Here is a 24,403-nt window from a genome sequence, read left to right on the forward strand (position 1 = left end):
GCCACCCCATCTCACAATATTACAAAACGTAAGCTTCTGCGTCGATCACCTTCGCTGCAATTTCACGCTTGATGCCAAGCGCGTCGATCGGCGATTTGCGGACCAGCTTTTTCAGGACGGACAGCTGGGTGCGGAGGGTATCTCCGGATTCCATCGCTGCCAGCACTTCTTTAGCCCAGTTTTCAATTTTTGCGAATTCTTCATGAATGAATACCGTTGTCATTTGAATAGCAAGCTTCGATTTATCTTCGCCGGAACGGTCGATCATCTTCTGGGTACGCAGCAGGGCACTTTCCATGGCAAATACTGAAATCATCATATCTGCCAGGTCACTTAGAATTTCCTGCTCATCCTCCAATTTTAATTGATATTTCTGAACGGCACCGGCACCGCACATGAGGAAAATTTTCTTCGACATCTTGAGCAAATGAGCTTCCTGATCCAATACGCCGTCAAAAAGTTGGTTCGGAATCGGCTCCATCAGTTCGCTTTGCAACGCCATTGCTTTTTGCATCAAAGGAAGCCCGCCCTTCATGGCTTTCTTGATCAGGGCTCCCGGAATGAGCAGACGGTTGATTTCGTTGGTACCTTCAAAGATCCGGTTGATGCGGGAATCACGATAATTACGTTCTACGCGATACTCCTGGGTGAATCCGTAACCGCCATGGATTTGCACACCTTCGTCGACGATAAAATCCAGTACCTCGGAGCCGAAGACCTTATTGATGGAACATTCCAGCTGGTACTCGGCAATCGCTTTGGCCGACTGATAACCAACCTCCGGACTGCTGTGATCCACATCAGCAAGACCTACATCAAAAAGTCCAGCGGTACGGTAAACCATGCTCTCGAGCACAAATGCCTTTGTATTCATGTCAGCGAGCTTTTTGCCCAGCAGCGGGAAAGAAGAAATTTTGCGTCCGAATTGGGTACGTTCATTGGCATATTCGGCGGCAAGTTCAATCGTATCCTTGGATGCTCCTACGCAGCCTGCTGCCAATTTGAAGCGCCCGATGTTCAGGATGTTAAACGCGATCAGATGACCCTTGCCGACTTCCCAGAGCAGATTCTCTACAGGAACCTTTACATCTTCCAGAATCAGTTGGCAGGTTGAGGAGCCTTTAATCCCCATCTTCTTCTCTTCCGGGCCAATACTTACACCTTCCATGGTGCGCTCGACGATAAAGGTACTGAAATCTTTGCCGTTTACTTTGGCATACACAATAAATAAGTCTGCAAAAGCGGCATTCGTGATAAACTGCTTTGTTCCGTTTAACAAGTAATACTCGCCGTCATCGGATAAAGTTGCTGTTGTTTTGGCGCCCAGCGCATCCGAACCGGAAGAAGGCTCCGTCAAGCAGTACGCAGCAATTTTTTCACCAGTGGCAAGGAGAGGCAAATACTTCTGCTTCTGTTCTTCCGTACCGAAGTATACGATGGGAAGCGTTCCGATTCCGACATGAGCCCCAATGGAGAGAGCAAATGCGGAGGCCTTCGTCAGATTTTCATTGATCAGTGTGGAGCTGACCTTATCCAGACCAAGACCGCCATAAGCTTCAGGCACATCAGCACCCAATAGTCCAAGCTCGCCGGCTTTACGCATTTTTTCCACGGTCAGTTCATAATTCAGCTTCTCAATTTCTTCATCATGAGGAACGATTTCTCCTGCAACGAAATCAGCCGTTGTTTCCGCGATCATGCGGTGTTCTTCGGTAAAATCCTCCGGCGTTACGATTTGACTGAAATCCGTATCCTCAATAATGTAACTGCCACCAACCACTTTGTTCATCGTTGTGCTCATGTCTACCTCTCCTTTTCACATTTTATTCAGGATGTACTTCAAAAACACCTGCAGCGCCCATTCCGCCGCCAATACACATCGAAACAACACCAAATCCCCCACCCTGACGGCGCAGCTCGTTAATCAGTGTTGTCGTCAGCTTCGTTCCTGTACAGCCCAGCGGGTGACCCAGAGCAATCGCCCCGCCATTCACATTGACCTTTTCTTCATCGATACCAAGCTCCCGGATGATGTGCACGCACTGGGAAGCAAATGCTTCGTTGATTTCAAAAATCTTCACATCGTCCTGTGTAATCCCCGCCATTTGCAGCGCCCTTGGAATCGCCTTAACCGGACCGACACCCATAATCTCCGGCTCCACACCACTCAGTGCGAAGGATCGGAAGGTTGCCAGCGGCTTCAGGCCGAGTTCATCCGCTTTTTCCCGGCTCATGACAACGACTGCGGCTGCTCCGTCACTGGTCTGGGAAGTATTGCCGGCCGTGACCGTACCGTTCAGCTTAAACGCGGGTCTCAGCTTGCCGAGACCCTCCGGCGTTGTGTCCGGGCGGACGCCTTCATCCACTTGGAACGTAAAGGATTTGGTCTGCACCTTTCCTCTGTCATCCACGCTTTTCAGTTCAGTCTGTACAGGAATAATCTCATCCTGGAATTTCCCCTCAGCAATAGCCTTTGCAGCCTTCTCATGGGAGCGGGCCGCGAATCGATCCTGCGCCTCCCTTGAAATGCCGAAACGTTCTGCAACTTCTTCCGCTGTGTGCCCCATACCGATATATACTTCAGGCATTTCGGCAACCAGCTTTGGATTCGGCGAAACTTTAAACCCTGTCATGGGTACATGGCTCATGCTCTCAACGCCGCCTGCGATGAGTACATCCGCAGACCCGAGCATGATGCGCTCCGCAGCAAAAGCGATCGACTGCAACCCTGAAGAACAGAAACGGTTTATGGTCAATGCCGGTACGGTTACCGGAAACCCTGCATACAACGACATGATGCGGGCAAAGTTCAGGCCTTGTTCCCCTTCCGGCATGGCGCAGCCAATAATGATGTCCTCCACATCTTCCTTTTGAAGGCCTGGCGCACGGTCAATGACCGCTTCCAGGACGGCTTTCCCGAGATCATCTGCCCGGGTCTGAGCCAAGCTGCCTTTTTTGGCTCTTCCGATCGCGGTCCGGGCCATGGATACGATTACTGCTTCTCTCATTTCAATTTCACCCTCCCCTGGGATGTTAATTACGGAGCGCTTTGCCTTTGGTCAGCATATGATGCATGCGCTGCTGAGTTTTTGGTTCCCCGCACAAGCTTAGGAATGCTTCGCGTTCCAGGTCGAGCATATACTGCTCGGTCACGAGTGATCCGGCCGGAACATCTCCGCCTGCCAGCACATGCGCTAACTTTTTGGCAATAAGTAAATCATGATCACTGATATATCCACCGCGTTTCATGTCGATGGCTCCAAGCTGGAGAACCGCCTTGCCTTCCGATCCGACAACACAAATCTTTTCTTCCGGAATCGGCTTGTAATCGGCATTTGCGAGTCCCAGCACCGACTGTTTGGCTTCATAAATGGAGAAGTCCTGATTGGCCACGACGCGGTCGGTAGAACGCAGATAACCCAGTTTTTTCGCATCATATCCACTGCTCGAAACCGTAGCCGTTCCCACAGTTTGAAATACGTGATTGATATATGGCTGCAAGTCAACGCCCTGCACGTTCGCATTCTGGCTTGCACGGAGCGTGAATTCTTTGCATCCTCCACCTGCTGGAATCAGGCCTACACCAACTTCAACCAAGCCGTAGTAGGTTTCAGCAGAAGCAACCACCTGGTCGGCCGGCATACAAGCTTCTACCCCTCCGCCGAGGCACATCCGGTGAGGAGCAGCTACGACCGGTTTTTCGAAGCGTTTGACTTTGTACATCGTGTTCTGGAATAAATGAATGATGTCGTTGATTTCATCCCACTCTTCATCCTGGGCTTCCATCAGCAGCAGCATGATGTTGGCACCTACGCAGAAGTTACGTCCTTGGTTGGCAATCACCATACCTTTATAATTCTTTCTGACTTCTTCAAGGCTCTGGGTGATCATGGTCAGAATGTCCTCACCGATGGCATTGTTCGGGGAATGGAACTCCAGACAAGTTACGCCATCTCCCAGATCTATCAGACTTGCACCGCTGTTGCCTTTGATGATTTTATTCTGTTCTTTCAAGCTCCGCAGATGGATGATTTCTGGAGCAAATTCAACCTCTTTATATTCAGAAGAGCCGATATGAATGGAATACAGCTTTCCTTCTTCTTGTTTATAAAAGGATGTATGACCGGCCGCGATCCAATCCTTTACCCATGCGGGTACCGTCAAACCTTCCGCTTCCATCCGTTCTACCGAACGCTTCAGGCCAATCGCATCCCAAGTTTCAAACGGTCCGAGTTCCCAGGAGAATCCCCATTTCATGGCATCATCAATCTCTTGGATGGAGTCCGAAATTTCGCCGACCTTTTCTGCAGAGTAGATCAGTACCTGTTTCAGAATATTCCAAGCCAGATCCGAGTAGCGGTCTTTGGCAGCCAGGATAGCTTTAGTCTTCTCCTTGGCCCCTTTTGCCAGCTTGGCGGCTTCTAGGGAAGCCGACTTTGGCTTTTTCTGCGGAACATAGTCCATTGTTGTCAGATCAAGCGCGAGGATTTCGCTGCCGCCGGCACCTTTTTTCTTCAAATAAAACCCTTGACCAGACTTCTCACCAAGCCAGCCCTTTTCCACCATGCTTTTCATCACGAGCGGTACGGTAAAGACGGAAAGCTCATTGTCATCAGTCACATTGTTGTATACGTTGTCCGCGACATGTACGAAGGTGTCCAATCCGACCAGATCCAGCGTACGGAAGGTTGCACTCTTCGGCCGCCCCATGGCCGGCCCCGTTACGGCATCCACTTCCTCCACGGTATAACCGTTCTCGGTCATTTCCTTTAATGTAACGAGCAGTCCGTAGGTTCCAATGCGGTTGCCGATAAAATTCGGGGTATCTTTGGCAAGCACAACGCCCTTACCTAGTACCTTCTCACAGAAGCCCTTCATAAAGTTCACAAGCTCCGGATCGGTATGATCACCGGGGATGATTTCAAGAAGCTTCATATATCTAGGCGGGTTGAAGAAATGCGTCCCCATAAAATGCTTTTTGAAATTTTCATTGCAATCTGCAGTCATATCGTTGATGGAAATCCCCGATGTATTGGAGCTGACAATGGTTCCTTGCGTCCAGACACCTTCGATTTTTTGAAGAAGTCCTTTCTTCACTTCCAAATTCTCTACCACGACCTCAATAATCCAGTCCACCTGAGCAAGCTGGGACAGATGATCATCCAGATTGCCTGGCGTGATCCGGTCTGCGAACGAATTGTCAAAGAGCGGAGCCGGTTTGGTCTTGGCAAGCTTGGCAATCGCCGATGATGCAAGCCTGTTTCTCACGGCCGGGTTTTCGAGGGTCAAGCCTTTTGCCGTCTCTTCTTCCGTCAGCTGCTTGGGTACCATGTCGAGCAGTAAGCACGGAATTCCGACGTTGGCCAGATGTGCCGCGATTCCGGAACCCATGATTCCAGAACCGATGACGGCCGCTTTACGAATGGATTTATTCATTTTGTGCTTGCCTCCATTTCTAGTCCTTTATTGTGAGCGGGATGATCGCCGAATACGGAAAGCTCCAGTATTTCCGCGATATCCTTAGCCTTCACACGGTCTTCAACTTCTTTCATTTTGGTCCCGTCCTCCATCATGGTCAGGCAGTAAGGACAGGCACTGCTGATGATGCCCGGATTCACTTCAAGAGCCTGCTCCGTACGAGCCAGATTCACGCGTTTGCCGGAGGTCTCTTCCATCCACATCATGCCGCCGCCTGCGCCGCAGCACATGGCATTTTCCCTAGTACGCTTCATTTCCACAAGCTCAACCCCAGGTATCGCCTTGAGTACATTGCGCGGCTGATCATACACATTGTTGTACCGGCCGAGATAGCAGGAATCATGATACGTAATGCGTTCTTTCACTTCATTCTTTGGCACCAGCCTGCCCTCACGGATGAATTGGTCAAGAAGCTGCGTATGGTGAAAGACCTCGACACCCTCGAGACCAAATTCCGGATACTCGTTTTTGAATGTATTAAAAGTGTGAGGACACGCGGTAACGATTTTTTGAACACCGTATTTCTCGAAAACCTCGATGTTCTCCATGCAGAGCTGCTGGAACAGCATCTCGTTGCCCATCCGGCGCGGCGTATCACCTGAGTTCTTCTCCTCATTGCCGAGAATGGCATAATTGACGCCCGATTCATTCAGCAGTCTGGCGAAGGCTCTGGAAATTTTGCGGCTGCGAAGGTCATAAGAGCCCATCGAGCCGACAAAAAACAAATATTCAAAAGTAGGGTTATCCTTTACCGTCGGCACTTTAATGCCTTCCACTTCTCCGCTCCAGTTGGCGCGGTCGTTACGATTCAGACCCCACGGATTGCTTTGTCTTTCGATATTTTGCAAGGCACGCTGGCCTTCGGCAGGAACACTGCCTTCCATAAGAACAAGATGTCTGCGCAAATCGATGATTTTATCAACATGCTCATTGCCAACCGGACATTGATCTTCACAGTTGCGGCAAGTCGTACAGGACCAGATTTCTTCTTCGGTCATGACGTCGCCGATGAGGTTCATTTCCTGAGGGTCCTTCTCTTGATGAGTCCAAGTGGATTTTTGCCAGGCGAGTGTCGGACGGATATCGGTAATGCCTTCGCTGTTCCAGTCAGGCTCGCTCCCGGAGGCGGATAACGCATGCGCGCCGCTTGTTGGAAATGCAAACTCAGGCACATATGGCGATTTGCCGGTGATGGCAGTTCCTTTTTCCGTTAAATGATCCCGAAGCTTTACAATCAGATGCATTGGCGACAATACTTTCCCGGTATTGGAAGCCGGACATACGTTGGTGCAGCGGCCGCATTCCACACAAGCGTAGAAGTCGATCATCTGTTTCCGGGTAAAGTCCTCGATCTTGCCGACGCCGAAGCTTTCCGCTTCTTCATCTTCCAGATCCAGCTTACTGAGCTTGCCTACCGGTTCGGAGCGCCCCAGGAAGATGTTGACCGGAGCCGTAATTAAGTGAAAATGCTTAGATTGAGGTACATATACAAGGAAAGAGAGCAGGATGAGCAAGTGCGCCCACCAGAAGACATAGAAAAGAATTTGGGCTGCATTGGCAGACAAGCTACCAAATAAGACTGCCAGCAGCGAAGAAATAGGCGCGAAGCCCGATGGTTCCTGTCCAAGCCATACTCTCTCGAAGCCCAGAGACAGCACAACCGACAGCATGAGGAAGAAAATAAAGAAGACAACCAGGCTTGGCTTCCAGCCTTTTTTCAGACGGGCAAGCTTCTCGCCATACCGGCGGTAAGCCGCATAACCAATTGCTGCTAAAATGAGGAATACGGTGATCTCCTGCAGCAGGCCGAAAACATCATAAGCCGGCAGCGGCAGATGGCCTCCATCCGTCAGTCCTTTAATAATAAGATCTAAGGCACCGAACTGCAGAATAATAAAGCCATAAAAAATCACAAAGTGCATAATGCCGCTCTTCCAGTCTTTAAACAGCTTCTTCTGCCCGAATACCTGCGAAAGAAATTCACCCCACTTCCCTTCGCGCTGCTTCCGGAAATCGGCCGGTTTGCCAAGCTTCACGTACAGGAACCGATGGTAGACGGCCTTGTAAAAGAGGTAGAAGCCGTACCCTGCCACAGCCAGAAACAAGACTAAGTTGACAATTTGCCACACCATTCGCTATCCGTCCTTTCTTGGTATAGAACTAAAATTATGACGGGATTCAATAGAAAGCGATTACAAATTGCATTTAAAATCAAGATTCTGCAAAAATCGAACTTCTCTTGACCTTCGCAAAATCCTCACAACAAATCTTGTCTGAATCATTGACAATTGACATCGTTTACCATAAGATTAAGAAAAAATGAATGAGCATTCATTCAGTTAATTGAATTCTATCACTGGGGTGGCTTGATGACAAGTAGAAAAATGGAAAAATATGAGTTAATTTTGAATGCAGCCTTAAACGTCATTGCAGAGAACGGGTTCCACGGGTCCCAGATTTCCAAAATCGCAAAGGAGGCAGGTGTCGCAGACGGTACCATATATCTATATTTTAAAAACAAGGAAGATATCCTTATTTCCCTGTTTCAGGAGCGGCTTGGAAATCTGGTCGCGATGTTCCACAGCAGCGTAAAGGAAACCAACTCGGCGGATGATGCGCTGCGTAAGGTTTGTGAGATCCATTTTACAGAGCTGGAGAACAATGTGAACCTCGCGTATGTCACCCAGATTGAATTGAGGCAAAGCTCGCTGGAGCTTCGCAAGGCCATTGGTCTTGTAGTAAAGCCTTATATTCAGCTGATTGAGCATATTGTAGAAAGAGGCATGTCGGAAGGTTCATTCCGCCAGAATCTCGATGTGAAGCTAACGCGACTGCTGATATTTGGCGCCATGGATGAGGTAGTCACCTCTTGGCTGATCTCGGACCGGAAGTATTCGCTCTCCGGACAGGTCGACAAGACGGTTGAATTTTTCTTGAAAGGCCTGAAGTAAATTCCAATCCATTAATTGACAGGAGCTTGCCATATGAATATCTTTGTACTGCTGAAGCAAACCTTCGATACCGAGGAAAGAATCATCATTAACAATGGAGAAATCTCCGATGACGGCGTGAAATATGTCATGAATCCTTACGATGAGTATGCTGTAGAGGAAGCACTGCTTCAGAGAGATCAGCATGGCGGCACCATTACCGTGGTTGGCGTGGGTCCAGACCGTACGGCAGAAGCTCTCCGGACAGCACTCGCGATGGGTGCGGACGAAGCTGTTCTGATCGGCAATGACGGCTTGACGACCGATGAGTATACGGTTTCCCGGCTGCTTGCGGCCTATCTTGGTCAACAGTCTTATGACCTTATTCTTGGCGGCAACTTCTCTGTGGATAGCGGCGGCGGACAGGTCGCGGTCAGACTGGCGCAGCTGCTGGATATTCCGCATACTTCCTCCATTACCAAGCTCGCTATTAACGGACAACAAGCCGTGGTCGATCGTGACGCGGAAGGTGACACTGAAACCTTGGAAGTCTCCCTTCCTGCGGTCTTTACCGCGCAGCAAGGCCTCAATGAACCACGTTACCCTTCCCTGCCTGGCATCATGAAAGCCAAGAAAAAGCCCTTTCATCGGATGTCCATTGGCGATCTTGGCCTGAGCGACAGTGATGCAGCAGCTAAAACCAAACGCATCTCCCTCTCCCTTCCTCCGAAGCGTGAGGCTGGACGCATCCTTCAAGGAGATCATGCTCAGCAAGCCGCTGAATTGGTGAATCTGCTTCGTACAGAAGCCAAGCTGATTTAACTAATGCTCTAGATCAGCTGCATGACGAACTGACATTCGAACGCCATATTATTTCATGGGTCTTCATGAGGACTATGCGAGAGTCCTGACATATAAAGGAGGAATCTGGAAATGGGTAAAACGTATGTAGTAGTAGCTGAGGTTCGCGGCGGGAGCTTGCGTCAGGTTACGTTGGAAGCGCTTCAGGTGGTGTCGATCGCATGTCAAGAGGGTGACAGTACAGCCGCGGTTTTGATCGGATCACAAACCACGAAACTAGCTTCGGAGCTGGCTGATTACGTTGATGGGAAGATTTACTCAATTGATCATCCCGAGCTAGAAATATATAATCCGGAAACCTATTTGAATGTGATGAAAAGCGTCTTCGAACGCGTAACTCCGGATGTGGTTGTGCTCGGACATACTGCTCAGGGACGTGATTTGGGACCGGCGATCGCAGCGCAACTCGGTGCAGGTCAAATATCTGATGTGATCGCGATTGAGAAAAGCGATGACGACGAGGCTGTCTATACCCGTCCTCTGTACGCTGGCAAAGCTTTTGAGCAAAAGCAATTTACAGGCGGCGCACAGGTTGTCACCATTCGTCCGAATAATATCAACCCGTCTGAAGCTGCTGCTTCCGCGGGTGAAGTTATAGAGCTGGACTATGCTCCCTCCGCTTCTTTACGCTCCATTGTAAAGGATGTTGTCCGTAAAACCTCAGGTAAGGTTGATCTAACCGAAGCCAAAATCGTCGTATCCGGCGGCCGCGGCGTTAAGAGCGCGGAAGGCTTCAAGCCGCTTGAAGAGCTCGCTGATGTTCTGCACGGAGCCGTTGGCGCATCCCGTGCTGCCTGCGATGCCGGCTACTGCGACTATTCGATGCAGATTGGCCAAACCGGCAAAGTGGTAACTCCAGAAATCTATATCGCCTGCGGCATCAGCGGAGCGATCCAGCATTTGGCCGGCATGAGCCAATCCCGGGTCATCATTGCCATCAACAAGGATCCGGAAGCGCCGATCTTCAAAGTGGCGGATTATGGCATTGTCGGTGATCTGTTCGAAGTGGTTCCGCTTCTTACTCAAGAGTTCCGTAAGGTGCTTGTCTAAGACTATGACCCAAAAGTAACGCCCAAAACGGAGCGTTCCTTTTTTTGCGAATCATATGAACGCAAAAGAGGCCGGAATCTCCCTCTCTCGGATGATCCCGGCCATGTCTATTCAAGGTAATTAGGCTTGCTGGTAAGCAAGCACAAACTGCTCAATTACCTTCGCCACGCCATCGTTCATATTGGTGTCCGTCACGTAATCGGCGGCTTCCTTAATCTCCTCACGAGCATTTCCCATGGCTACGCCAAGTCCGGCAAACCGGATCATCGCCAAATCATTGAAACTGTCGCCCATAGCGATCACTTCCTCCTGCAGAATCCCCAGATGGCGAATGAGCTGGTGCAGGCTCGTCCCCTTGTCTACGCCCGCCTCCGTAAATTCAAGAAAAAATGGCTTCGAGCGCATGACGCTCAGTTCTCCAGCCAGCTCCACCTGAAGCTTCTCCTCTGCCTCAGCCACTTTTTCGGGTGCATCCACCATGAGCACCTTGACGACCGGTTCTTTCACTGCCTCAACGAAGCTGTCAACCTCGCGGATGCTCATGCCCGTCAACCCCGATTCGATATCCGTGTATTCATTGCGATCTTCAGTAACGATATGATCTCCCAAGTACGTCAGCATGGACAGCTTTTCCCGCTGGCTGATTCCGAACAGCTTTTGCACCGTATCTACGGACAGCGTACTGCTGAAAATTTCCTCTTCTGTAAGGCAGTTGATAATTTTAGCACCGTTAAAGGAAAGGATGAAGCTTCCGAATTTCTCTAACTCCAGCTCCTTCGCGATTCCCTTCATCCCGAATGTGGGTCGGCCCGAGGCCAAAACGACCTTAACGCCTTCCTTCTGCGCGTTCATGAGAGCTTCTTTCGTACGCGGCGAAATGGTTTGGTCATCGCGAAGCAGCGTATCATCTAAATCGAGAACGATCATTTTGTATTTCATGTGTGTTACACCCTTTTCTATATGTCTAATGCATTTCTTGAATCTATGAATCTACTATATCACATCGGCGCAACAAGAAAACGCAGAATGCCACGCGGTTCTATCAAGAAACAATCGCCGAAGAGCAGCTGTCTTCCCCGTCTTAAGTGGTGCTTATTGGAACTTCCTCCCTGCCCACAGCCGCTATATTTCAAACATTTTGTGAAAATCATAAATAATCATTTAAGAAAGTTATTTATTTAGGGTTGCGGAATTTTCGAAAGTTGCTTACAATTCAACTATGCAACATTTGCAGTTGTATAAACAAACTAGAGCCGCAACACAAGAGATCACATAGCCAGTATCAGACTTGGTTTTTCGTATCACCTTTGTGTTCGACCATTGGAGGAAAATACAGCATGAACGTATTAGTCGTAAAAGCAAATAACCGTCCTGCAACAGAGGCCATATCAAGTAAAATGTACGAAACATTCATGGAGGCCGTTAAAGGCGCTGAAAACCTGAATGTAACGACATATGATGTGTTTGCCGAAGATACACCGTACTTTGGACAAGATCTGTTCAATGCATTCGGCAAATTGCAAAATGGCGGAGAAATGACCGATGTGGAAAGCCGCATCTTGGCTGCCAAACAAAAAGCAATGGACGCGCTGACTGCAGCTGACGTTGTCGTATTCGCATTCCCGCTCTGGAACCTGACCATTCCGGCTAAGCTTCAAACTTTCATCGATTATGTATATGCTGCAGGCTTTGCATTCAAATATGATGCTGAAGGCAACATGATTCAACTGATGACCGACAAGAAAGCGATCTTCCTGAACGCGCGCGGCGGGTTCTATTCCGCTCCGGAAGCTGCTCCAATGGAGATGGCTGTTAACTATATGCGCAACGTTTTCGCTGGCGTATTCGGTATGGAAATTATCGGCGAAGTCATTATCGAAGGACATAATGCACAGCGTGACAAAGCGGATGAATTCATTCAAGAAGGTCTCCGTCAGGTAACTGAGATGGCCAACAAATTGGTGCTTCAACACGCTTAATAACGGAACGCCTGTTGAATAGATTTTAACAAAAACCCTTGAATCGCATGGCAGATGCCTTCGTTTCAAGGGTTTTTAAATTAATAACCATGAAATCTGTATTAGGAAAAAAGCATCAGGTATTCACTTCTTCCAAAGTTATGTTATAATGAGCCCTGCGCCACAAAAGCGCCAACAGAAGAAAGTCCGGCTGCGGTTGATTCCGCCCGGGAGAGGTTCGCGAACTCCCTCTATAAAAAACTAAGACTGCCCTTTTAGGTCTATTTCCGATTGGGCTTGTTTTTTTACGGACAGTTCATGAACCCTCTCTCTTCGAAGGTAGAAGCGGAAGTTTTCGCTTGTACAACACATTTTGAAGATGGAGAGGTTTTTTTATGCTCAAAAACGAAAAAGCGGTTGTCGTATTCAGCGGCGGCCAAGACAGCACGACCTGCCTATTCTGGGCAATGCAGCAGTTTGGTGAAGTTGAGACGGTTACGTTTGATTACGGTCAGCGCCATAGTCTTGAGATTGAGTGCGCAAGAAGTATTTCGGAAGAACTTGGCGTGAAGAACACGGTGCTTGATATGAGTCTGCTCAATCAGCTCGCTCCAAACGCGCTGACCCGCAGTGATATCGAAATTACCCAAGAGGAAGGCGAGCTTCCAAGCACATTCGTCGAAGGACGTAACCATTTATTTCTCAGCTTTGCAGCCGTTCTAGCCAAAGTTTCCGGCGCAAGACATCTGGTGACGGGCGTATGCGAAACGGATTTTAGCGGATACCCGGACTGCCGTGATTCTTTTGTTAAATCGTTGAATGTCACGTTAAACCTGGCCATGGACTATAATTTCGTGATCCATACCCCGTTGATGTGGCTGGATAAAGCCGAAACCTGGGCAATGGCGCATGAACTGAACGCATTTGAATTCGTACGCGAACGTACATTAACCTGTTATAACGGCATCATTGGTGACGGGTGTGGCGAATGTCCTTCCTGTGAGCTTCGACGTAAAGGTCTGGAATTATTCCTTCAAAACCACCCCCAGGAGATCAACCGATGACCCGGTCGCCAGGCGAATTCCGCATCGTTGATCATCTTCAGCAGCTGGGAACGGATATTCAAAAGACCGATTTGAAATACCGCCACTACCGCGTTATGGTCAGCAAAGAATTCACCTTCGATGCCGCTCATCACCTGCATGCCTATGAAGGCAAATGCAAAAACTTGCACGGCCATACTTATAAAGCTGTATTTGGCATCAGCGCTTATCCGAATGAGATTGGTATTGCGGCGGATTTTGGTCTGGTTAAGGACATATGGAAACAACGTATTGAGCCTTACCTTGATCACCGTTATTTGAATGAGACACTTCCTCCTATGAATACGACGGCAGAAAATATGGTGATCTGGCTATATGAGCAAATGGAATCGGCACTAGCCTCGGAGCCATTTGCAGATCTGATCGAGGCTGGGCGGACTGAGTATGTCCGCTTGTATGAGACACCGACCAGCTATGCCGAGTTCCGCCGGGAGTGGGTGGAATCATGAATATGCTCAAGACGTCCATGAAGCCCATGCCGGCTATTCCGGTTCTGGAGATATTCGGACCAACCGTTCAAGGCGAAGGCATGGTCATCGGTCAAAAAACAATGTTCGTACGTACGGCCGGCTGCGACTACCACTGCTCTTGGTGCGACTCCGCCTTCACCTGGGATGGAAGTGCCGTCAAGGATATTCAGAAAATGAAGGCCGAAGAAGTCTGGGCAGAACTGCAGCGTATAGGCGGAAACCGCTTTTCGCATGTAACGATCTCTGGAGGAAATCCACTGCTTCTTCCTCAGCTCTCTTCGCTCGTATCGCTGTTGAAAGATTCTGGCATCCGGATGGCTGTAGAAACGCAAGGCTCCCGTTGGCAGGAGTGGCTCGCGGATATTGAGGAAGTGACAGTATCCCCAAAACCACCGAGCTCAGGCATGACGACCGACTGGAATAAACTTGACGCGATCGTGAATCGTCTTGAGAATCGCCCTGCACCTTATACCTATAGCTTAAAGGTCGTCATTTTCGATGACTATGATCTGGAATACGCCAAAACCGTGCACAACCGCTACCCCGCTGCTCCGATGTATCTGCAGGTGGGGAACTCGGATGTGGCGCGGATGGACAAGGACAACCATGCCGCTGAACTGCTCATGCAATACGAGGCGCTGATCGACAAGGTTGTGGAGTCCGAGGCATTAAACCATGTGCGGGTACTTCCACAACTGCATACGCTCGTATGGGGAAATAAACGCGGCGTCTAAACGCCAACCACCAAAAGGAGGATTTTTTCGAGATGACAGGCAGACAAATGGAAGAAATGAAAGATCTAACGCTACTCGGCAATCAAGGGACTAAGTATGTGTTTCAATACGCACCTGAGGTGCTTGAGAGCTTTGACAATAAGCATGCTTACCGCGATTATTTTGTAAAATTAAACTTCCCGGAATTTACGAGCCTGTGTCCGATCACCGGCCAGCCGGACTTCGCAACGCTATATATCAGCTACATTCCGGATGTGAAGATGGTGGAGAGTAAATCCCTGAAGCTCTATCTCTTCAGTTTCCGCAATCACGGCGATTTCCACGAGGACTGCATGAATATCATCATGAATGATCTGATCAAGCTGATGGAGCCGCGTTACATTGAGGTGTGGGGAAAATTCACACCGCGCGGCGGAATCTCCATCGATCCGTACTGCAACTATGGAAAGCCCGGAACCAAGTTTGAGCAGATGGCCGAGCAGCGCCTGATGAATCATGACATGTATCCGGAGAAGATCGATAACCGGTAAGTCAAAGACAGGTTTGCCGCGTACATCAGAAAAAGCCGCAGAAATGCGGCTTTTTCTATTTGAATAAGAAAACTCTGCGTGTCACTTAGGCAAATGCTGCATACCCTGTCATTGGGTAACACCTCATTCTTTAGGCATTCAACGGAAAGGAATAGCTATGATTGCATTTATTATAACAAGAGGCAGCCAAATGAATGCGCTCCAAACCGAGATTTCTCTTCGGGAAACCCTTCCCGGAATAACCCCCGTGCGTCTGCCAGAACTGGACACCGCTGCGAAATTAAACGATATTTTAGCAACCTATGATGAAGCATTTTTTCTCACCTTGTATGCAGGGGATACAATTAAACCTGCTTTTAAAGAACAGCTTCAGCAATGGCAAACCGAAATGATGCATGACTTTGCCGGGATCATTATTCAACCATTTCCCGCAGCACACTTCAAAGAATCACAAAAGTTTGAATGCATTGGCGCTATCCTTTGGCGCATGTCTGCTGTAATAGCAGAACCCAATAACGGTTTTACTGATCGAAGCCATCTCCCCTTTGATCATTTTGTGCTTATAGATAAAGAATTTCAGCTTCTGGCCTCTTACTCATGGCTTTATGTAACGACGGATACGATAGTACCTTCGAGGGCTGATATCCTGTATAGGAAAAACAATCACGTAGAGGAGAAAGGCTTGCTGCCGCTGCTTAAAGGTTATTACGCGCAAAAAAATCACCAACAGGATCAGACCCCCGATCCGTTAATATCCATTGTTTTGTGTACGTATAATAACGCGAACTACTTACCATGGGCTGTCCGGTCCGTTCTCGCCCAAACTTATAAGAATTGGGAACTCATTATCGTTGACGACCGATCGACCGACGGAACCCAAGCGTTTCTAAACTCACTTGAAAAAGACCCGCGTATTCAATGCTTGATCCAAAAACAGAACCAAGGAAAAGCAGCATGTCTGAATAGAGCCCTGATGGAGATCAGGGGCATCTGGCTGCTCGAGCTCGATGCTGACGACTGGCTGACCGGGGACTGCTTGCAGAAGCTTGCTGAGGAAGCTTGCGGAATGGAGTCCGTTGACGTAATCTATGCAGATCATCATGAATGGACGGAGCGCCTAAACGGGATGCTCATCTACCGGGGAGTCAAGCATTCTCCACCCACCCTCACATATCAGGGTCTTCTTGAAAAAGGCTTAGCTATTGCTCCCCGAATGTTTCTCACCAAATCGCTTAAGGATGGTAACGGCTGGAACACTTCTGCTCCTTGGAATGGAAGATTGTACGAGGATATTGAAATACTTGCCCGGTTTGCCAAAAAAGAAACATTGCATTACATCCCTCTCCCACTGTATAACCGGCGGATCCGCAGCAGCAGTATTACGCATATCCATGCACAGGAATACAAAAAGTGGAGTTCCTGGATGCTGGATCAGAACTTCTAAGTTTGATTCCTTTCATGTACTATGGAAGAATTCGGATGAAAGTAATATTATCGCTTATTGCGGTAACCTCCTGAGTCGCCGGTATATAGTTAGAGCTTACGAGTTGTATGGTGACCAGGCCATTAGAGGCCGATGCCAACCTCCCTTGTAAAAATTGCCCCGGCTGAACGACTTCTGACACCCTGCCCATAAACGTATTCAAAGCTTCCAAGAATTTCATGGTTCTTTATTCCTCCTCACTTCTATATTAGTGTACTGACAATACATTCCGCAGCGGAAGCAAAACAATACTTCCATCAGGTTCTTTGAGTTGAATAAAGTCATCCCCAACCAGGGTAAGTGTTCCGAAAATGGTACCTGCGTGTGTTTCAATAGTTATTTTCGAATGAACTTTTTTAATGAAAAAGGCTTTCGTACCTTGCTGGTTCTCGGTCATTGTCCCGACCTGATCCTGCAAAGAATTCACACGTGCGGACAAGCGGTTTACCCGATATCTGAGCCTTCTTACTTGTTCAGCAAGTCTAGCTATGTTGCCTGCGAGCAACCTTTTAAGCTCGTTCAGCTTTCTTCTTAATGAACCTGTCTTCCCAAGGGGAGATGGTTTCTTTTTACGAATAACTTGAACACAATGTGTATTGTTGAACGTTTTTCTGCGCAGCTTCATGGGTCTGCCTCCTTCACTTGGTCATGAGTACCATATGATGTTTTCATACAGGCGGTAACCCCTGAGATACAAAGATAATCAATTTGCCTACCAAATTGAAAATAGGTATGGAAGTGCTTACGAAATATCGTTCCTTTTATCATCTTGGAATGGTGATATACCCACGCGGATATCCGGCGCGATACATATTTTGAACTAGACAATCGTTTAGGGAGGAGAATTTTGCTTGAATAGACCACGCAAAAGGCCCCGGAAGCCAATGATTAAATCAGCGTCTCCTTCGACTCTGAAGCATAAAAAAAGCAAAAAAACGGTTCCGAAGAAAAAGCTGTATATCCAGCCACCGCTTATCAATCCAGCAACCCCCTCGAGTGTTCCAACTCAGCCTCTACTGAATAGTAATGTTATGATTCCATTGAACGAAATTCCTGCTGCTGAGGTAGATACGCCACAGGTACGGTCTTATATAGAAGAGCCCGGTATGTATGATGTCTTCCGTTTTCCAGTAATTGATTGGGATTTCAGATGGCAAAGACCGCAGCAGATCTCACAGCAGTTTGCCCAGCACGGACACCGTGTTTTTTATATAAATACCGGAGTAACGGCACTTCAGAAGAATGCAACTTATGAAGAAGTAGCCCAACATGTCAAAATCAAACGGATTGAGCCTAATATTTGGCTTGTTACTCTTTGTGCACACCAACACCTTAATCTGTATCGAGACCAAATGAGCCAGGATGATATTCAGTATTTAAGCTGGTCCGTCGATTATGTCAGAGATCGGTTTCAGGTTCATCATCTAGTCTCGATCGTAGATCTCCCATTCTGGACTCCGCTCGTGACATCCATGGAAAACCACAATCTTCTCTATGACTGCATGGACGAACACAATGGATTTTCAACCAATGAAAAGGCAGTGATTCGACTGGAAGAACAATTGGCTCGTAAGGCTAACGTGGTGCTCGCTTCATCCCAACTGTTATACGAGCGGATGCAAGCTCTTCAATCATCTACGCTTTTACTTCGAAATGCTGCTGATGTTGCCCATTTTTCCTCGCAGGCTCTTCCAGCCCCGGAACTCGATTCTATTCAAGGTCCTGTCATTGGTTATTATGGAGCCATTTCGGACTGGTTCGACATTCAGCTCGTCGAGAAGCTCGCAGCGAAAAGACCTGAATGGACATTTATACTGATCGGTCATACGTTTGGCTGTGACACTTCGATTGTTGAAAAACTGCCTAACGTACTTCTTCTCGGTGAAAAACCTTACACCGAACTTCCTTCCTATCTGCAGCGGTTTGATGTGGCTATCATTCCTTTCCTGCAAAATGAACTCACCCAGGCAACCAACCCGGTTAAGTTGTATGAATATCTGTCTGCAGGCAAGCCAGTCGTTTCCACTTATCTTCCGGAGCTTGAAGTCGTTGCAGAAGGGTTAACCTCCATAGCGCGGACACCAGAAGCTTTTGAAAACGCAATTGAATGGTCGCTCACGGGAAATCATCCGCAGCAAATAGAACGCAGACAACAGTACGCACAAACCCATACTTGGGAGACGAGGTACCAGGAATTGCATCAAACCATCCAGCGAAAGCTGTTTCCCAAAGTGAGCATCATCATCCTGACTCATAACAACTGGACGTACACCCGGCAGTGTCTTTTTAGCTTGCAGAAGCCTCATCGATACCCCAATCTGGAAATCATTGTCATTGATAACGGTTCTACAGACGAAACACCGCATCACTTATCAGAACTCGATCCGGATCTGTTCCGAGTCATTTACGCCTCTTCCAATCTCGGATTTGCTGCAGGTAATTCACTGGGCTGCCGTAAAGCTACCGGGGACTATATCATTCTGTTGAATAATGACACCATCGTCCCGGATGAGAGCTGGATCCAGCGATTGATTGCACCTTTAGAAAAGAATCTTGATATAGGCATGAGCGGTCCGATGTCCAATCATGTCGGCAATGATCAGGCCGTCGACCATTTTGTAGGAAATCCGGTTGATGGAGCACATCCACAATGGCTGCATGATTTTTATCAATATTACAAAGGCTCTTACCGATATACGGAGCTGCTGGGCTTCTTCTGCGTAGCTATGAAACGAAGTGTTTTCGATAAAATCGGTGGCTTGGACAGCAAATACGGTATAGGCATGTTTGAAGATGACGATTATTGCGAACGGGTGAAGCGTGCGGGGTATAAGCTCTTGATTGTTGAAGACGCCTTTGTCTATCATCATGGCAGCGCAACGATCAAGAAGCTGAAGCCCGATGAATACGATACGCTATGGCAGAGGAACAAAGCCTATTACGAACAAAAATGGAGCAAAACCTGGCAGCTCCCCAAACGTCCTGAAAACCTTTTTTTCGGTGCAGAAACAAATGAAGAGGTCGCCGGCAGACTAAAGAAGAATAATCAAAAGTGCATCCTTGTCCTTGGAGGCAGGGAATGGTCAAGGCGGAGCATCCGTTGGCAGCAGTTGGTTAAGCAGTTAGCAGCGGGTACAGAATGGGTTGTCATTATTCATCTGACCAAATATTATCATCATGATATTGTAGGCATACGAAAAGCCGGACCGCAGATGTACATGACCAACAGACTTGATTTGTTTAGCCTTGTCCCCTTCGAATATATTCTGTACTGCGGTGAAAATGAGGCCGTTCCGGATTTTCATACGCATCATCATGTGATAGACTCCCTCTCTTACCACGCACATCAGCTGGAGGATTTGAGAATGAGTTTGAAGGACTATAGAATATTTGATGAGCGTCAGGCACCTCTCTTGGTTCATCAGCTATTGGTGCCAAATCAATCCATGACAATGGAAGGAACACATTCATAAGATAAAAGCCTTCACATCCGGTGAGAGAACCATCTCCCTGATGCTGAAGGCTTTTTCACATGACCTATGAGTCCTGTCACGGCCGATTTAGATTCAGATACTGCTGAATGACTTCCGGATGACTTCCTGTAAATGGAGCTGTTGCAATACTGTATTCGGCATGCGTGAAGCCCCAGTCCGGTTCTCCCTGATTATTGGGCACATTCACGTCACCGCGGCGATTATCGTTATATTTGATTTTCCTTCCGATTGCGTAATGATAATGATAGATATTTATGTCCACCCGGTCACGGGGAATGCTCCAAATACTTTGACCGCCGCTGCCCTCCAGCGTACAGTGATGCTTTTCATCTCGGTACTTTATTCCAATGTTCGCACGCCACATTCGGGTAATATCGTTAGACCACCTTTCATCTCCAGGGCTATTTACGCGAAGTGTCCAAGGGCTTCCCCAAAAATTCACGAATGGGAACTGGAAAATATCAACCTCTGTACGATTTATGATATCCGGTAAAACATCGCGAAACCGGTCGTCCATCAGCTCGTCGATATCCAGATTCATGATCCAGTCCCCTACAGCCTGGTCAATCAGAAAATTACGGACTCTGGATTCGTTCCAGTCATCTGTATAAGGCAAGCCTTGTTGGTTCATCCTGTAGAGTCGAATGGGAAAGTGCCGCTGATAGGCTTCAATGATCTGAACGGTCCGATCTGTGCTGCCGCCGTCCACTATCACAATTTCATCTGCGTAAGCGGCTGCGCTTTCCAGATAAAGCGGGATGAATGTTTCCTCATTCAAGACCGGAACGATCAAAGATAATTTCATGGCTGTCAAACTCCTCTCTCTTTGGCCTGGATCAATCGATTCATTTCTTCCGAATTGCCTAGTGCGGCTTTATACAAATTGAATAAAGAATAGTTCCCGTCATAATGCGGGTTACCCGCGGGTCCGACAAACGGATGCCAAAAATGCAGCAGATTGCCTTCAAGGCGAATATGCTTTCCTACCATCGTATCCAGAGAATACGCAAAAGCCTCGTCTTCTCCTCCCCAGCCTATAAACCGTTCATCATATCCCCCAACCAACTCAAAAGCTTTCCGTGAAAGTATATTCACTCCCCCAACGAAAAATCGGGCATTATCCGGCATCGTTTCCAACTGGATTTGAAGCGGCCAATGTGCATCACTTTGAAGAATCGCCTGTGAATTGTTATAGGTCATGCGTGTGATACTGCTAAAAGGAATGATCCAACTGTTGTCTGCTACCTGCTTTAAGGCATCCCTCATCAGATCTGGATCATAGATGATGTCTCCATCAGCAATAATGAATACCCGGCCGCTTGCAGCCGCCGCTGCCTTATTGATTGCCTTCGAACGGCTGAATATTTCATGACTCAGTTCTCCCACGCAAATTTCGATTTCCGGCAGCTGCTGCTCATAAAATCCCTTCACATAACGAAAAGCCTCGTCCCGTGGGCCACCGTCCGATTGATACGGAATGAGAACAGAAACACCGCATGACATGGTGCAATTCTCCCCCTCTTAGGTTTATGCTTCTATTTATTTCAAAAACACGCCAAGCTCCCTATACTTCCCTGTTCCAAAGGTATCCGCGAGTTTCTCATAATAAGTAAAATCCGTGTTCTCCATAATCAGCTTCTTCTCCGCTTCGATTTCGTCTCCCGATTCCCAGAACAGCAGATGAGAAATGGATGCATTCAATTTGGATAGAAAAGTACCGCAGACTCGTTCATCTTTCATCACATGGTAAAAAACCGTCAGCATAATCCCGATATCATAACGTTCTGTTTCCGTGTTTTCGAAAGGCTCCGGAATCCATCTGAAATGGGTTCGCTCCAGACGGTTTAGCTCCTTCAGCAGCTGATAGTGGTTGGGATCATGCTCGATACCCGTGACCTCTGCACCCTCTCTCGTCAAGCATCTAGCATGATAGCCTATATTACAGCCGATATCGAGAATACGAAGCTCATGTAAATGATAAGGACCTAGATATCGGAGCATGTAATCGAGCCTCGTAGGGTAGATTTCGTCTCTCTCACTTCTCCAGCTGTAGAATGCAGGATTCAGAATCGGAGTATACATCAGCTGTCGCTTCTGTGTTTGTATGATTTCTTGAACGACATCAGATTGCCCTTTGTTCATCCACTGCTCATAATTTTCCTCACTCATTGCCAAATACAGCCTGCGAAAACCACAGCAGTACAGAAACGATGCCCGGTGATGCCCATCTTTGATATTAAAATAACCAGAAGGGTTATAGCTCGCAAGAATGGGATGTTCACTAAAAAAAAGGCTTTGGTTAGACAGCTCATTTTTCATGTTGATGAACTCCATCCTTCGTTGATGCAGGATTTTTTCAGGAGATACCGGCGGCTCCAAACCACGGGTTGTAAAAATTTTGCTGTACCAGTCCAAATAGGTGCCTGCGGATGCGGATTGTCCCAAGAAGTAACGGTATAATTCCCGGTGCGGCGCAAACCTCATGATTGAAATATTGCTGTACTGAAGATGATGTTCATACCAGGTCTCGGTGAATTGTTCGATTAAGTGTTCTGTTTGCGATGATTTCACATCGATATCTGTAAAAATCAACTCGACCGGTACTTCGCAGACGATAGAAGCCTCATTTATCTCTCCCCGATCAGCCATGACATACACCCCCTCCGTATATTTTCTAGCCGAATGTTTTAAACATCATCCATTTCCTCGCAATAATAGAGTTGCAAAATCCCGCTGGATATAATCCTTGAACATCTGTTTCGCGACTATCGGATAGACATCAAATTCAGCTTCCGTCCATTCGCTCCGATGTATTTCATAGTCGTTGCCATATTCACTGCCCTGCGGCCAGTCATCTCCGATGGGAATATTCAGAAGCACATAGCGGCTTATTTCAAGGCAAGACCTCAATAGCTCACCCGCATCCTGCTTGGTGAAATGCTCCAGAACATCACCCAAAATCACCAGATCATACCCCATTAAATTCTGCTGCCTGACAATGAATTCATAAGCATCCACATGGTAAATATGGTTGTAAAAGCAATCATGATATACATCAATACTACGTTCAAACACCTCAATACCTTCGATAGTTGTCGTCCACTGCTCACGAAATACCCTTCCCTGCCACACATCCAGAAACTCACGGCAGATCATGCCCCAGCGGCCAAAACCCACACCGACATCAAGTATTCTGCCAGGAGCCACTTGGCGGATCAGTTCCACGCAATACGAAAGATTTTGCCAGTTGGAAGTTCCCATCTCTTTACCTCCTATCTATCGGTTAAACAGAACCTTCAACCAGTGGTTCACAGCCTGATCTATCCCCCAATGTGCCTCCACTTCCTCCCGGCAGCGTTGACCAACCGCCTCAAGCCCGTTTCGCCTATGCATCCAGTCCTGAATGGTTTGGATAAAGTCAATCGGGTCGTCACTATCCAGAATCAATGGATAAGCATCCGTAGGTGCCGCCTCTTTGACATAACCTACATGAGTCGACAAAACCGGTTTGCCGCAGGCATATGCTTCCAGGGCCGGAGCGCAGCCCCCTTCATTTGCAGAAGTGATCAGCAAGAGATCAATAGAATGGTAAAATAAAGGCATGTCGTCATAAGCATACTCGCCCGAGGTCTCCACGATCTTCACTTCCGGTTGATGCTCGAAATACTGTTGTATTGGTTGAAAGAGCGAATCATAGTTTTTGGACTTCTTCACCTTGTCTCCGGCCCATCCGATAACCAGCGGCAAAGAAAGATCACGATTCGCATCTGAAAGCGAGAATTTAGTAGTATCGACAAAATGTCCGATATACTCTACCCGAGCATGGGGAACCAGCTCTTTGAGGGTTTGGGCAAGCTTTTGATTCATGGCTCCTATAACCGGGATACGGGGAAGTACCAATCGGAGAAATTCGGGGTCTGGAAGAATCGGATCTTTCCATTCACGGAAAGTTTCGTAATTTGAGCTGAAATAGTAATAAGAGACGGCGGCAGAGGAATCGATCCGTATATTTTTGAAAATAGCCCAGGCAGCCATACCCAGACACATCGTACTAATGATAGAATATCGCCGGTTAATCTCCTGACTTCCTATCTTTTGAATGAGCGTATCCAGCCCAGCAGCATTGATCAGTTCGAGATCAGGATGATACCGCTGAATTACTTTGGCTGTCTTACCCAGAATCCACCAATCCACGTCATAAATAAGCAAATGCTTTGACAGATTGATCCCCTCCGCTCTAACTTGCTTCTTGTTGGATTATATTCGGGGGTACTTCTCCCAGTTACGTGTTGGACAAAATTGATGAATTGGT

The 24,403-nt window shown here is 47.8% G+C and carries 21 protein-coding genes and 1 riboswitch; of the genes, 10 read left to right on the top strand and 11 right to left on the bottom strand.

Features of this window, described 5'->3' with window-relative positions; all coding sequences use genetic code 11:
• Positions 1 to 19: 19 nt before the first annotated feature.
• Genes E6W40_RS12620 through E6W40_RS12635 form a run of 4 tightly spaced genes read right to left on the bottom strand, consistent with a single transcriptional unit; the run spans position 20 to position 7,610 of the window.
• A complete protein-coding gene (locus E6W40_RS12620; protein WP_136605770.1) occupies positions 20 to 1,801 on the bottom strand; it encodes an acyl-CoA dehydrogenase family protein in 1,782 nt (593 codons plus the stop codon).
• 22 nt (positions 1,802 to 1,823) lie between these two features.
• On the bottom strand, positions 1,824 to 3,008 hold the full coding sequence (locus tag E6W40_RS12625; RefSeq protein WP_136605771.1) for an acetyl-CoA C-acyltransferase: 1,185 nt from the start codon (positions 3,006 to 3,008) through the stop codon (positions 1,824 to 1,826).
• A gap of 25 nt (positions 3,009 to 3,033) precedes the next feature.
• Positions 3,034 to 5,436, bottom strand: a complete 2,403-nt coding sequence (locus tag E6W40_RS12630) for a 3-hydroxyacyl-CoA dehydrogenase/enoyl-CoA hydratase family protein (protein WP_136605772.1) — start codon at positions 5,434 to 5,436, stop codon at positions 3,034 to 3,036.
• Positions 5,433 to 7,610, bottom strand: coding sequence for a heterodisulfide reductase-related iron-sulfur binding cluster (locus tag E6W40_RS12635; protein ID WP_211147003.1), 2,178 nt, complete (start codon positions 7,608 to 7,610; stop codon positions 5,433 to 5,435). The genes E6W40_RS12630 and E6W40_RS12635 overlap by 4 nt, the downstream gene beginning before the upstream one ends.
• Positions 7,611 to 7,847: 237 nt before the next feature.
• Here E6W40_RS12635 and E6W40_RS12640 point away from each other — a divergent pair, with 237 nt between their 5' ends.
• The 3 genes from E6W40_RS12640 (at position 7,848) to E6W40_RS12650 (ending at position 10,319) form a co-directional block, all read left to right on the top strand.
• Positions 7,848 to 8,429, top strand: a complete 582-nt coding sequence (locus E6W40_RS12640; protein ID WP_136605773.1) for a fatty acid metabolism transcriptional regulator FadR — start codon at positions 7,848 to 7,850, stop codon at positions 8,427 to 8,429.
• 33 nt (positions 8,430 to 8,462) lie between these two features.
• The gene (locus E6W40_RS12645) at positions 8,463 to 9,230 is read left to right on the top strand and encodes an electron transfer flavoprotein subunit beta/FixA family protein (RefSeq protein ID WP_136605774.1); all 768 of its coding nucleotides are present in this window, start codon (positions 8,463 to 8,465) and stop codon (positions 9,228 to 9,230) included.
• 111 nt (positions 9,231 to 9,341) lie between these two features.
• Entirely contained in the window at positions 9,342 to 10,319 is a 978-nt protein-coding gene (locus tag E6W40_RS12650) for an electron transfer flavoprotein subunit alpha/FixB family protein (RefSeq protein ID WP_136605775.1), read from the top strand.
• 120 nt (positions 10,320 to 10,439) lie between these two features.
• On the opposite strand, the gene E6W40_RS12655 is transcribed toward E6W40_RS12650, so the two are convergent.
• Positions 10,440 to 11,258 (bottom strand): Cof-type HAD-IIB family hydrolase, encoded by an 819-nt coding sequence (locus E6W40_RS12655; RefSeq protein ID WP_136605776.1) that lies wholly within the window; start codon positions 11,256 to 11,258, stop codon positions 10,440 to 10,442.
• A 398-nt stretch (positions 11,259 to 11,656) separates the two neighbouring features.
• On the opposite strand from E6W40_RS12655, the gene E6W40_RS12660 reads away from it, so the two are divergent.
• The 6 genes from E6W40_RS12660 to E6W40_RS12685 all read left to right on the top strand — a co-directional run bounded on the left by E6W40_RS12660 (position 11,657) and on the right by E6W40_RS12685 (position 16,558).
• Complete coding sequence (locus E6W40_RS12660) at positions 11,657 to 12,298, top strand: FMN-dependent NADH-azoreductase (RefSeq protein WP_136605777.1); 642 nt, start codon at positions 11,657 to 11,659, stop codon at positions 12,296 to 12,298.
• A 206-nt stretch (positions 12,299 to 12,504) separates the two neighbouring features.
• Positions 12,505 to 12,548, top strand: a riboswitch (PreQ1 riboswitch).
• A 124-nt stretch (positions 12,549 to 12,672) separates the two neighbouring features.
• Entirely contained in the window at positions 12,673 to 13,341 is a 669-nt protein-coding gene (gene queC / locus E6W40_RS12665) for a 7-cyano-7-deazaguanine synthase QueC (RefSeq protein WP_136605778.1), read from the top strand.
• Complete coding sequence (gene queD / locus E6W40_RS12670; RefSeq protein ID WP_136605779.1) at positions 13,338 to 13,829, top strand: 6-carboxytetrahydropterin synthase QueD; 492 nt, start codon at positions 13,338 to 13,340, stop codon at positions 13,827 to 13,829. Before queC ends, queD begins: the two co-directional genes overlap by 4 nt.
• Positions 13,826 to 14,584, top strand: coding sequence for a 7-carboxy-7-deazaguanine synthase QueE (gene queE / locus E6W40_RS12675; protein WP_136605780.1), 759 nt, complete (start codon positions 13,826 to 13,828; stop codon positions 14,582 to 14,584). Before queD ends, queE begins: the two co-directional genes overlap by 4 nt.
• Before the next feature lie 32 nt (positions 14,585 to 14,616).
• Positions 14,617 to 15,114, top strand: a complete 498-nt coding sequence (gene queF, locus E6W40_RS12680) for a preQ(1) synthase (protein WP_136605781.1) — start codon at positions 14,617 to 14,619, stop codon at positions 15,112 to 15,114.
• Positions 15,115 to 15,304: 190 nt separating this feature from the next.
• Entirely contained in the window at positions 15,305 to 16,558 is a 1,254-nt protein-coding gene (locus E6W40_RS12685) for a glycosyltransferase family 2 protein (RefSeq protein WP_168928911.1), read from the top strand.
• Between the two features lie 247 nt (positions 16,559 to 16,805).
• Here E6W40_RS12685 and E6W40_RS12695 read toward each other — a convergent pair whose 3' ends face one another.
• Complete coding sequence (locus E6W40_RS12695; RefSeq protein WP_136605784.1) at positions 16,806 to 17,222, bottom strand: hypothetical protein; 417 nt, start codon at positions 17,220 to 17,222, stop codon at positions 16,806 to 16,808.
• A gap of 226 nt (positions 17,223 to 17,448) precedes the next feature.
• Here E6W40_RS12695 and E6W40_RS12700 point away from each other — a divergent pair, with 226 nt between their 5' ends.
• On the top strand, positions 17,449 to 20,070 hold the full coding sequence (locus E6W40_RS12700) for a glycosyltransferase (protein WP_246072987.1): 2,622 nt from the start codon (positions 17,449 to 17,451) through the stop codon (positions 20,068 to 20,070).
• Positions 20,071 to 20,146: 76 nt separating this feature from the next.
• Here E6W40_RS12700 and E6W40_RS12705 read toward each other — a convergent pair whose 3' ends face one another.
• From E6W40_RS12705 to E6W40_RS12725, 5 genes are read right to left on the bottom strand one after another with little or no spacing between them, the layout of a single operon-like run.
• Positions 20,147 to 20,896: a glycosyltransferase gene (locus tag E6W40_RS12705; RefSeq protein WP_136605785.1), complete on the bottom strand. Its 750-nt coding sequence runs from the start codon at positions 20,894 to 20,896 to the stop codon at positions 20,147 to 20,149.
• Between the two features lie 5 nt (positions 20,897 to 20,901).
• Positions 20,902 to 21,594, bottom strand: a complete 693-nt coding sequence (locus tag E6W40_RS12710; RefSeq protein WP_136605786.1) for a galactosyltransferase-related protein — start codon at positions 21,592 to 21,594, stop codon at positions 20,902 to 20,904.
• Between the two features lie 36 nt (positions 21,595 to 21,630).
• Positions 21,631 to 22,740 carry a class I SAM-dependent methyltransferase gene (locus E6W40_RS12715; RefSeq protein WP_136605787.1) on the bottom strand — a complete coding sequence of 370 codons (1,110 nt, stop codon included), beginning with the start codon at positions 22,738 to 22,740 and terminating at the stop codon, positions 21,631 to 21,633.
• A gap of 45 nt (positions 22,741 to 22,785) precedes the next feature.
• Positions 22,786 to 23,352, bottom strand: coding sequence for a class I SAM-dependent methyltransferase (locus E6W40_RS12720; protein ID WP_136605788.1), 567 nt, complete (start codon positions 23,350 to 23,352; stop codon positions 22,786 to 22,788).
• 15 nt (positions 23,353 to 23,367) lie between these two features.
• Positions 23,368 to 24,285, bottom strand: a complete 918-nt coding sequence (locus tag E6W40_RS12725) for a glycosyltransferase family 4 protein (protein WP_246072988.1) — start codon at positions 24,283 to 24,285, stop codon at positions 23,368 to 23,370.
• Between the last annotated feature and the right edge of the window lie 118 nt (positions 24,286 to 24,403).

Origin of the sequence: Paenibacillus dokdonensis, from assembly GCF_004916975.1 — a bacterium.
Lineage (GTDB): Bacteria > Bacillota > Bacilli > Paenibacillales > Paenibacillaceae > Paenibacillus_AQ > Paenibacillus_AQ dokdonensis.

Excerpts from the sequence above, each read along its gene's own strand:
- E6W40_RS12655 (WP_136605776.1), bottom strand. The coding sequence starts at position 11,258 with ATGAAATACAAAATGATCGTTCTCGATTTAGATGATACGCTGCTTCGC.
- E6W40_RS12685 (WP_168928911.1), top strand. The coding sequence starts at position 15,305 with ATGAATGCGCTCCAAACCGAGATTTCTCTTCGGGAAACCCTTCCCGGA.
- E6W40_RS12720 (WP_136605788.1), bottom strand. The coding sequence starts at position 23,352 with ATGGGAACTTCCAACTGGCAAAATCTTTCGTATTGCGTGGAACTGATC.
- E6W40_RS12630 (WP_136605772.1), bottom strand. The coding sequence starts at position 5,436 with ATGAATAAATCCATTCGTAAAGCGGCCGTCATCGGTTCTGGAATCATG.
- E6W40_RS12650 (WP_136605775.1), top strand. The coding sequence starts at position 9,342 with ATGGGTAAAACGTATGTAGTAGTAGCTGAGGTTCGCGGCGGGAGCTTG.
- queF (WP_136605781.1), top strand. The coding sequence starts at position 14,617 with ATGACAGGCAGACAAATGGAAGAAATGAAAGATCTAACGCTACTCGGC.
- E6W40_RS12620 (WP_136605770.1), bottom strand. The coding sequence starts at position 1,801 with ATGAGCACAACGATGAACAAAGTGGTTGGTGGCAGTTACATTATTGAG.
- E6W40_RS12715 (WP_136605787.1), bottom strand. The coding sequence starts at position 22,740 with ATGGCTGATCGGGGAGAGATAAATGAGGCTTCTATCGTCTGCGAAGTA.
- E6W40_RS12645 (WP_136605774.1), top strand. The coding sequence starts at position 8,463 with ATGAATATCTTTGTACTGCTGAAGCAAACCTTCGATACCGAGGAAAGA.
- E6W40_RS12660 (WP_136605777.1), top strand. The coding sequence starts at position 11,657 with ATGAACGTATTAGTCGTAAAAGCAAATAACCGTCCTGCAACAGAGGCC.
- E6W40_RS12640 (WP_136605773.1), top strand. The coding sequence starts at position 7,848 with ATGACAAGTAGAAAAATGGAAAAATATGAGTTAATTTTGAATGCAGCC.
- E6W40_RS12710 (WP_136605786.1), bottom strand. The coding sequence starts at position 21,594 with ATGTCATGCGGTGTTTCTGTTCTCATTCCGTATCAATCGGACGGTGGC.
- queC (WP_136605778.1), top strand. The coding sequence starts at position 12,673 with ATGCTCAAAAACGAAAAAGCGGTTGTCGTATTCAGCGGCGGCCAAGAC.
- queD (WP_136605779.1), top strand. The coding sequence starts at position 13,338 with ATGACCCGGTCGCCAGGCGAATTCCGCATCGTTGATCATCTTCAGCAG.
- E6W40_RS12695 (WP_136605784.1), bottom strand. The coding sequence starts at position 17,222 with ATGAAGCTGCGCAGAAAAACGTTCAACAATACACATTGTGTTCAAGTT.
- E6W40_RS12635 (WP_211147003.1), bottom strand. The coding sequence starts at position 7,610 with ATGGTGTGGCAAATTGTCAACTTAGTCTTGTTTCTGGCTGTGGCAGGG.
- E6W40_RS12705 (WP_136605785.1), bottom strand. The coding sequence starts at position 20,896 with ATGAAATTATCTTTGATCGTTCCGGTCTTGAATGAGGAAACATTCATC.
- queE (WP_136605780.1), top strand. The coding sequence starts at position 13,826 with ATGAATATGCTCAAGACGTCCATGAAGCCCATGCCGGCTATTCCGGTT.
- E6W40_RS12625 (WP_136605771.1), bottom strand. The coding sequence starts at position 3,008 with ATGAGAGAAGCAGTAATCGTATCCATGGCCCGGACCGCGATCGGAAGA.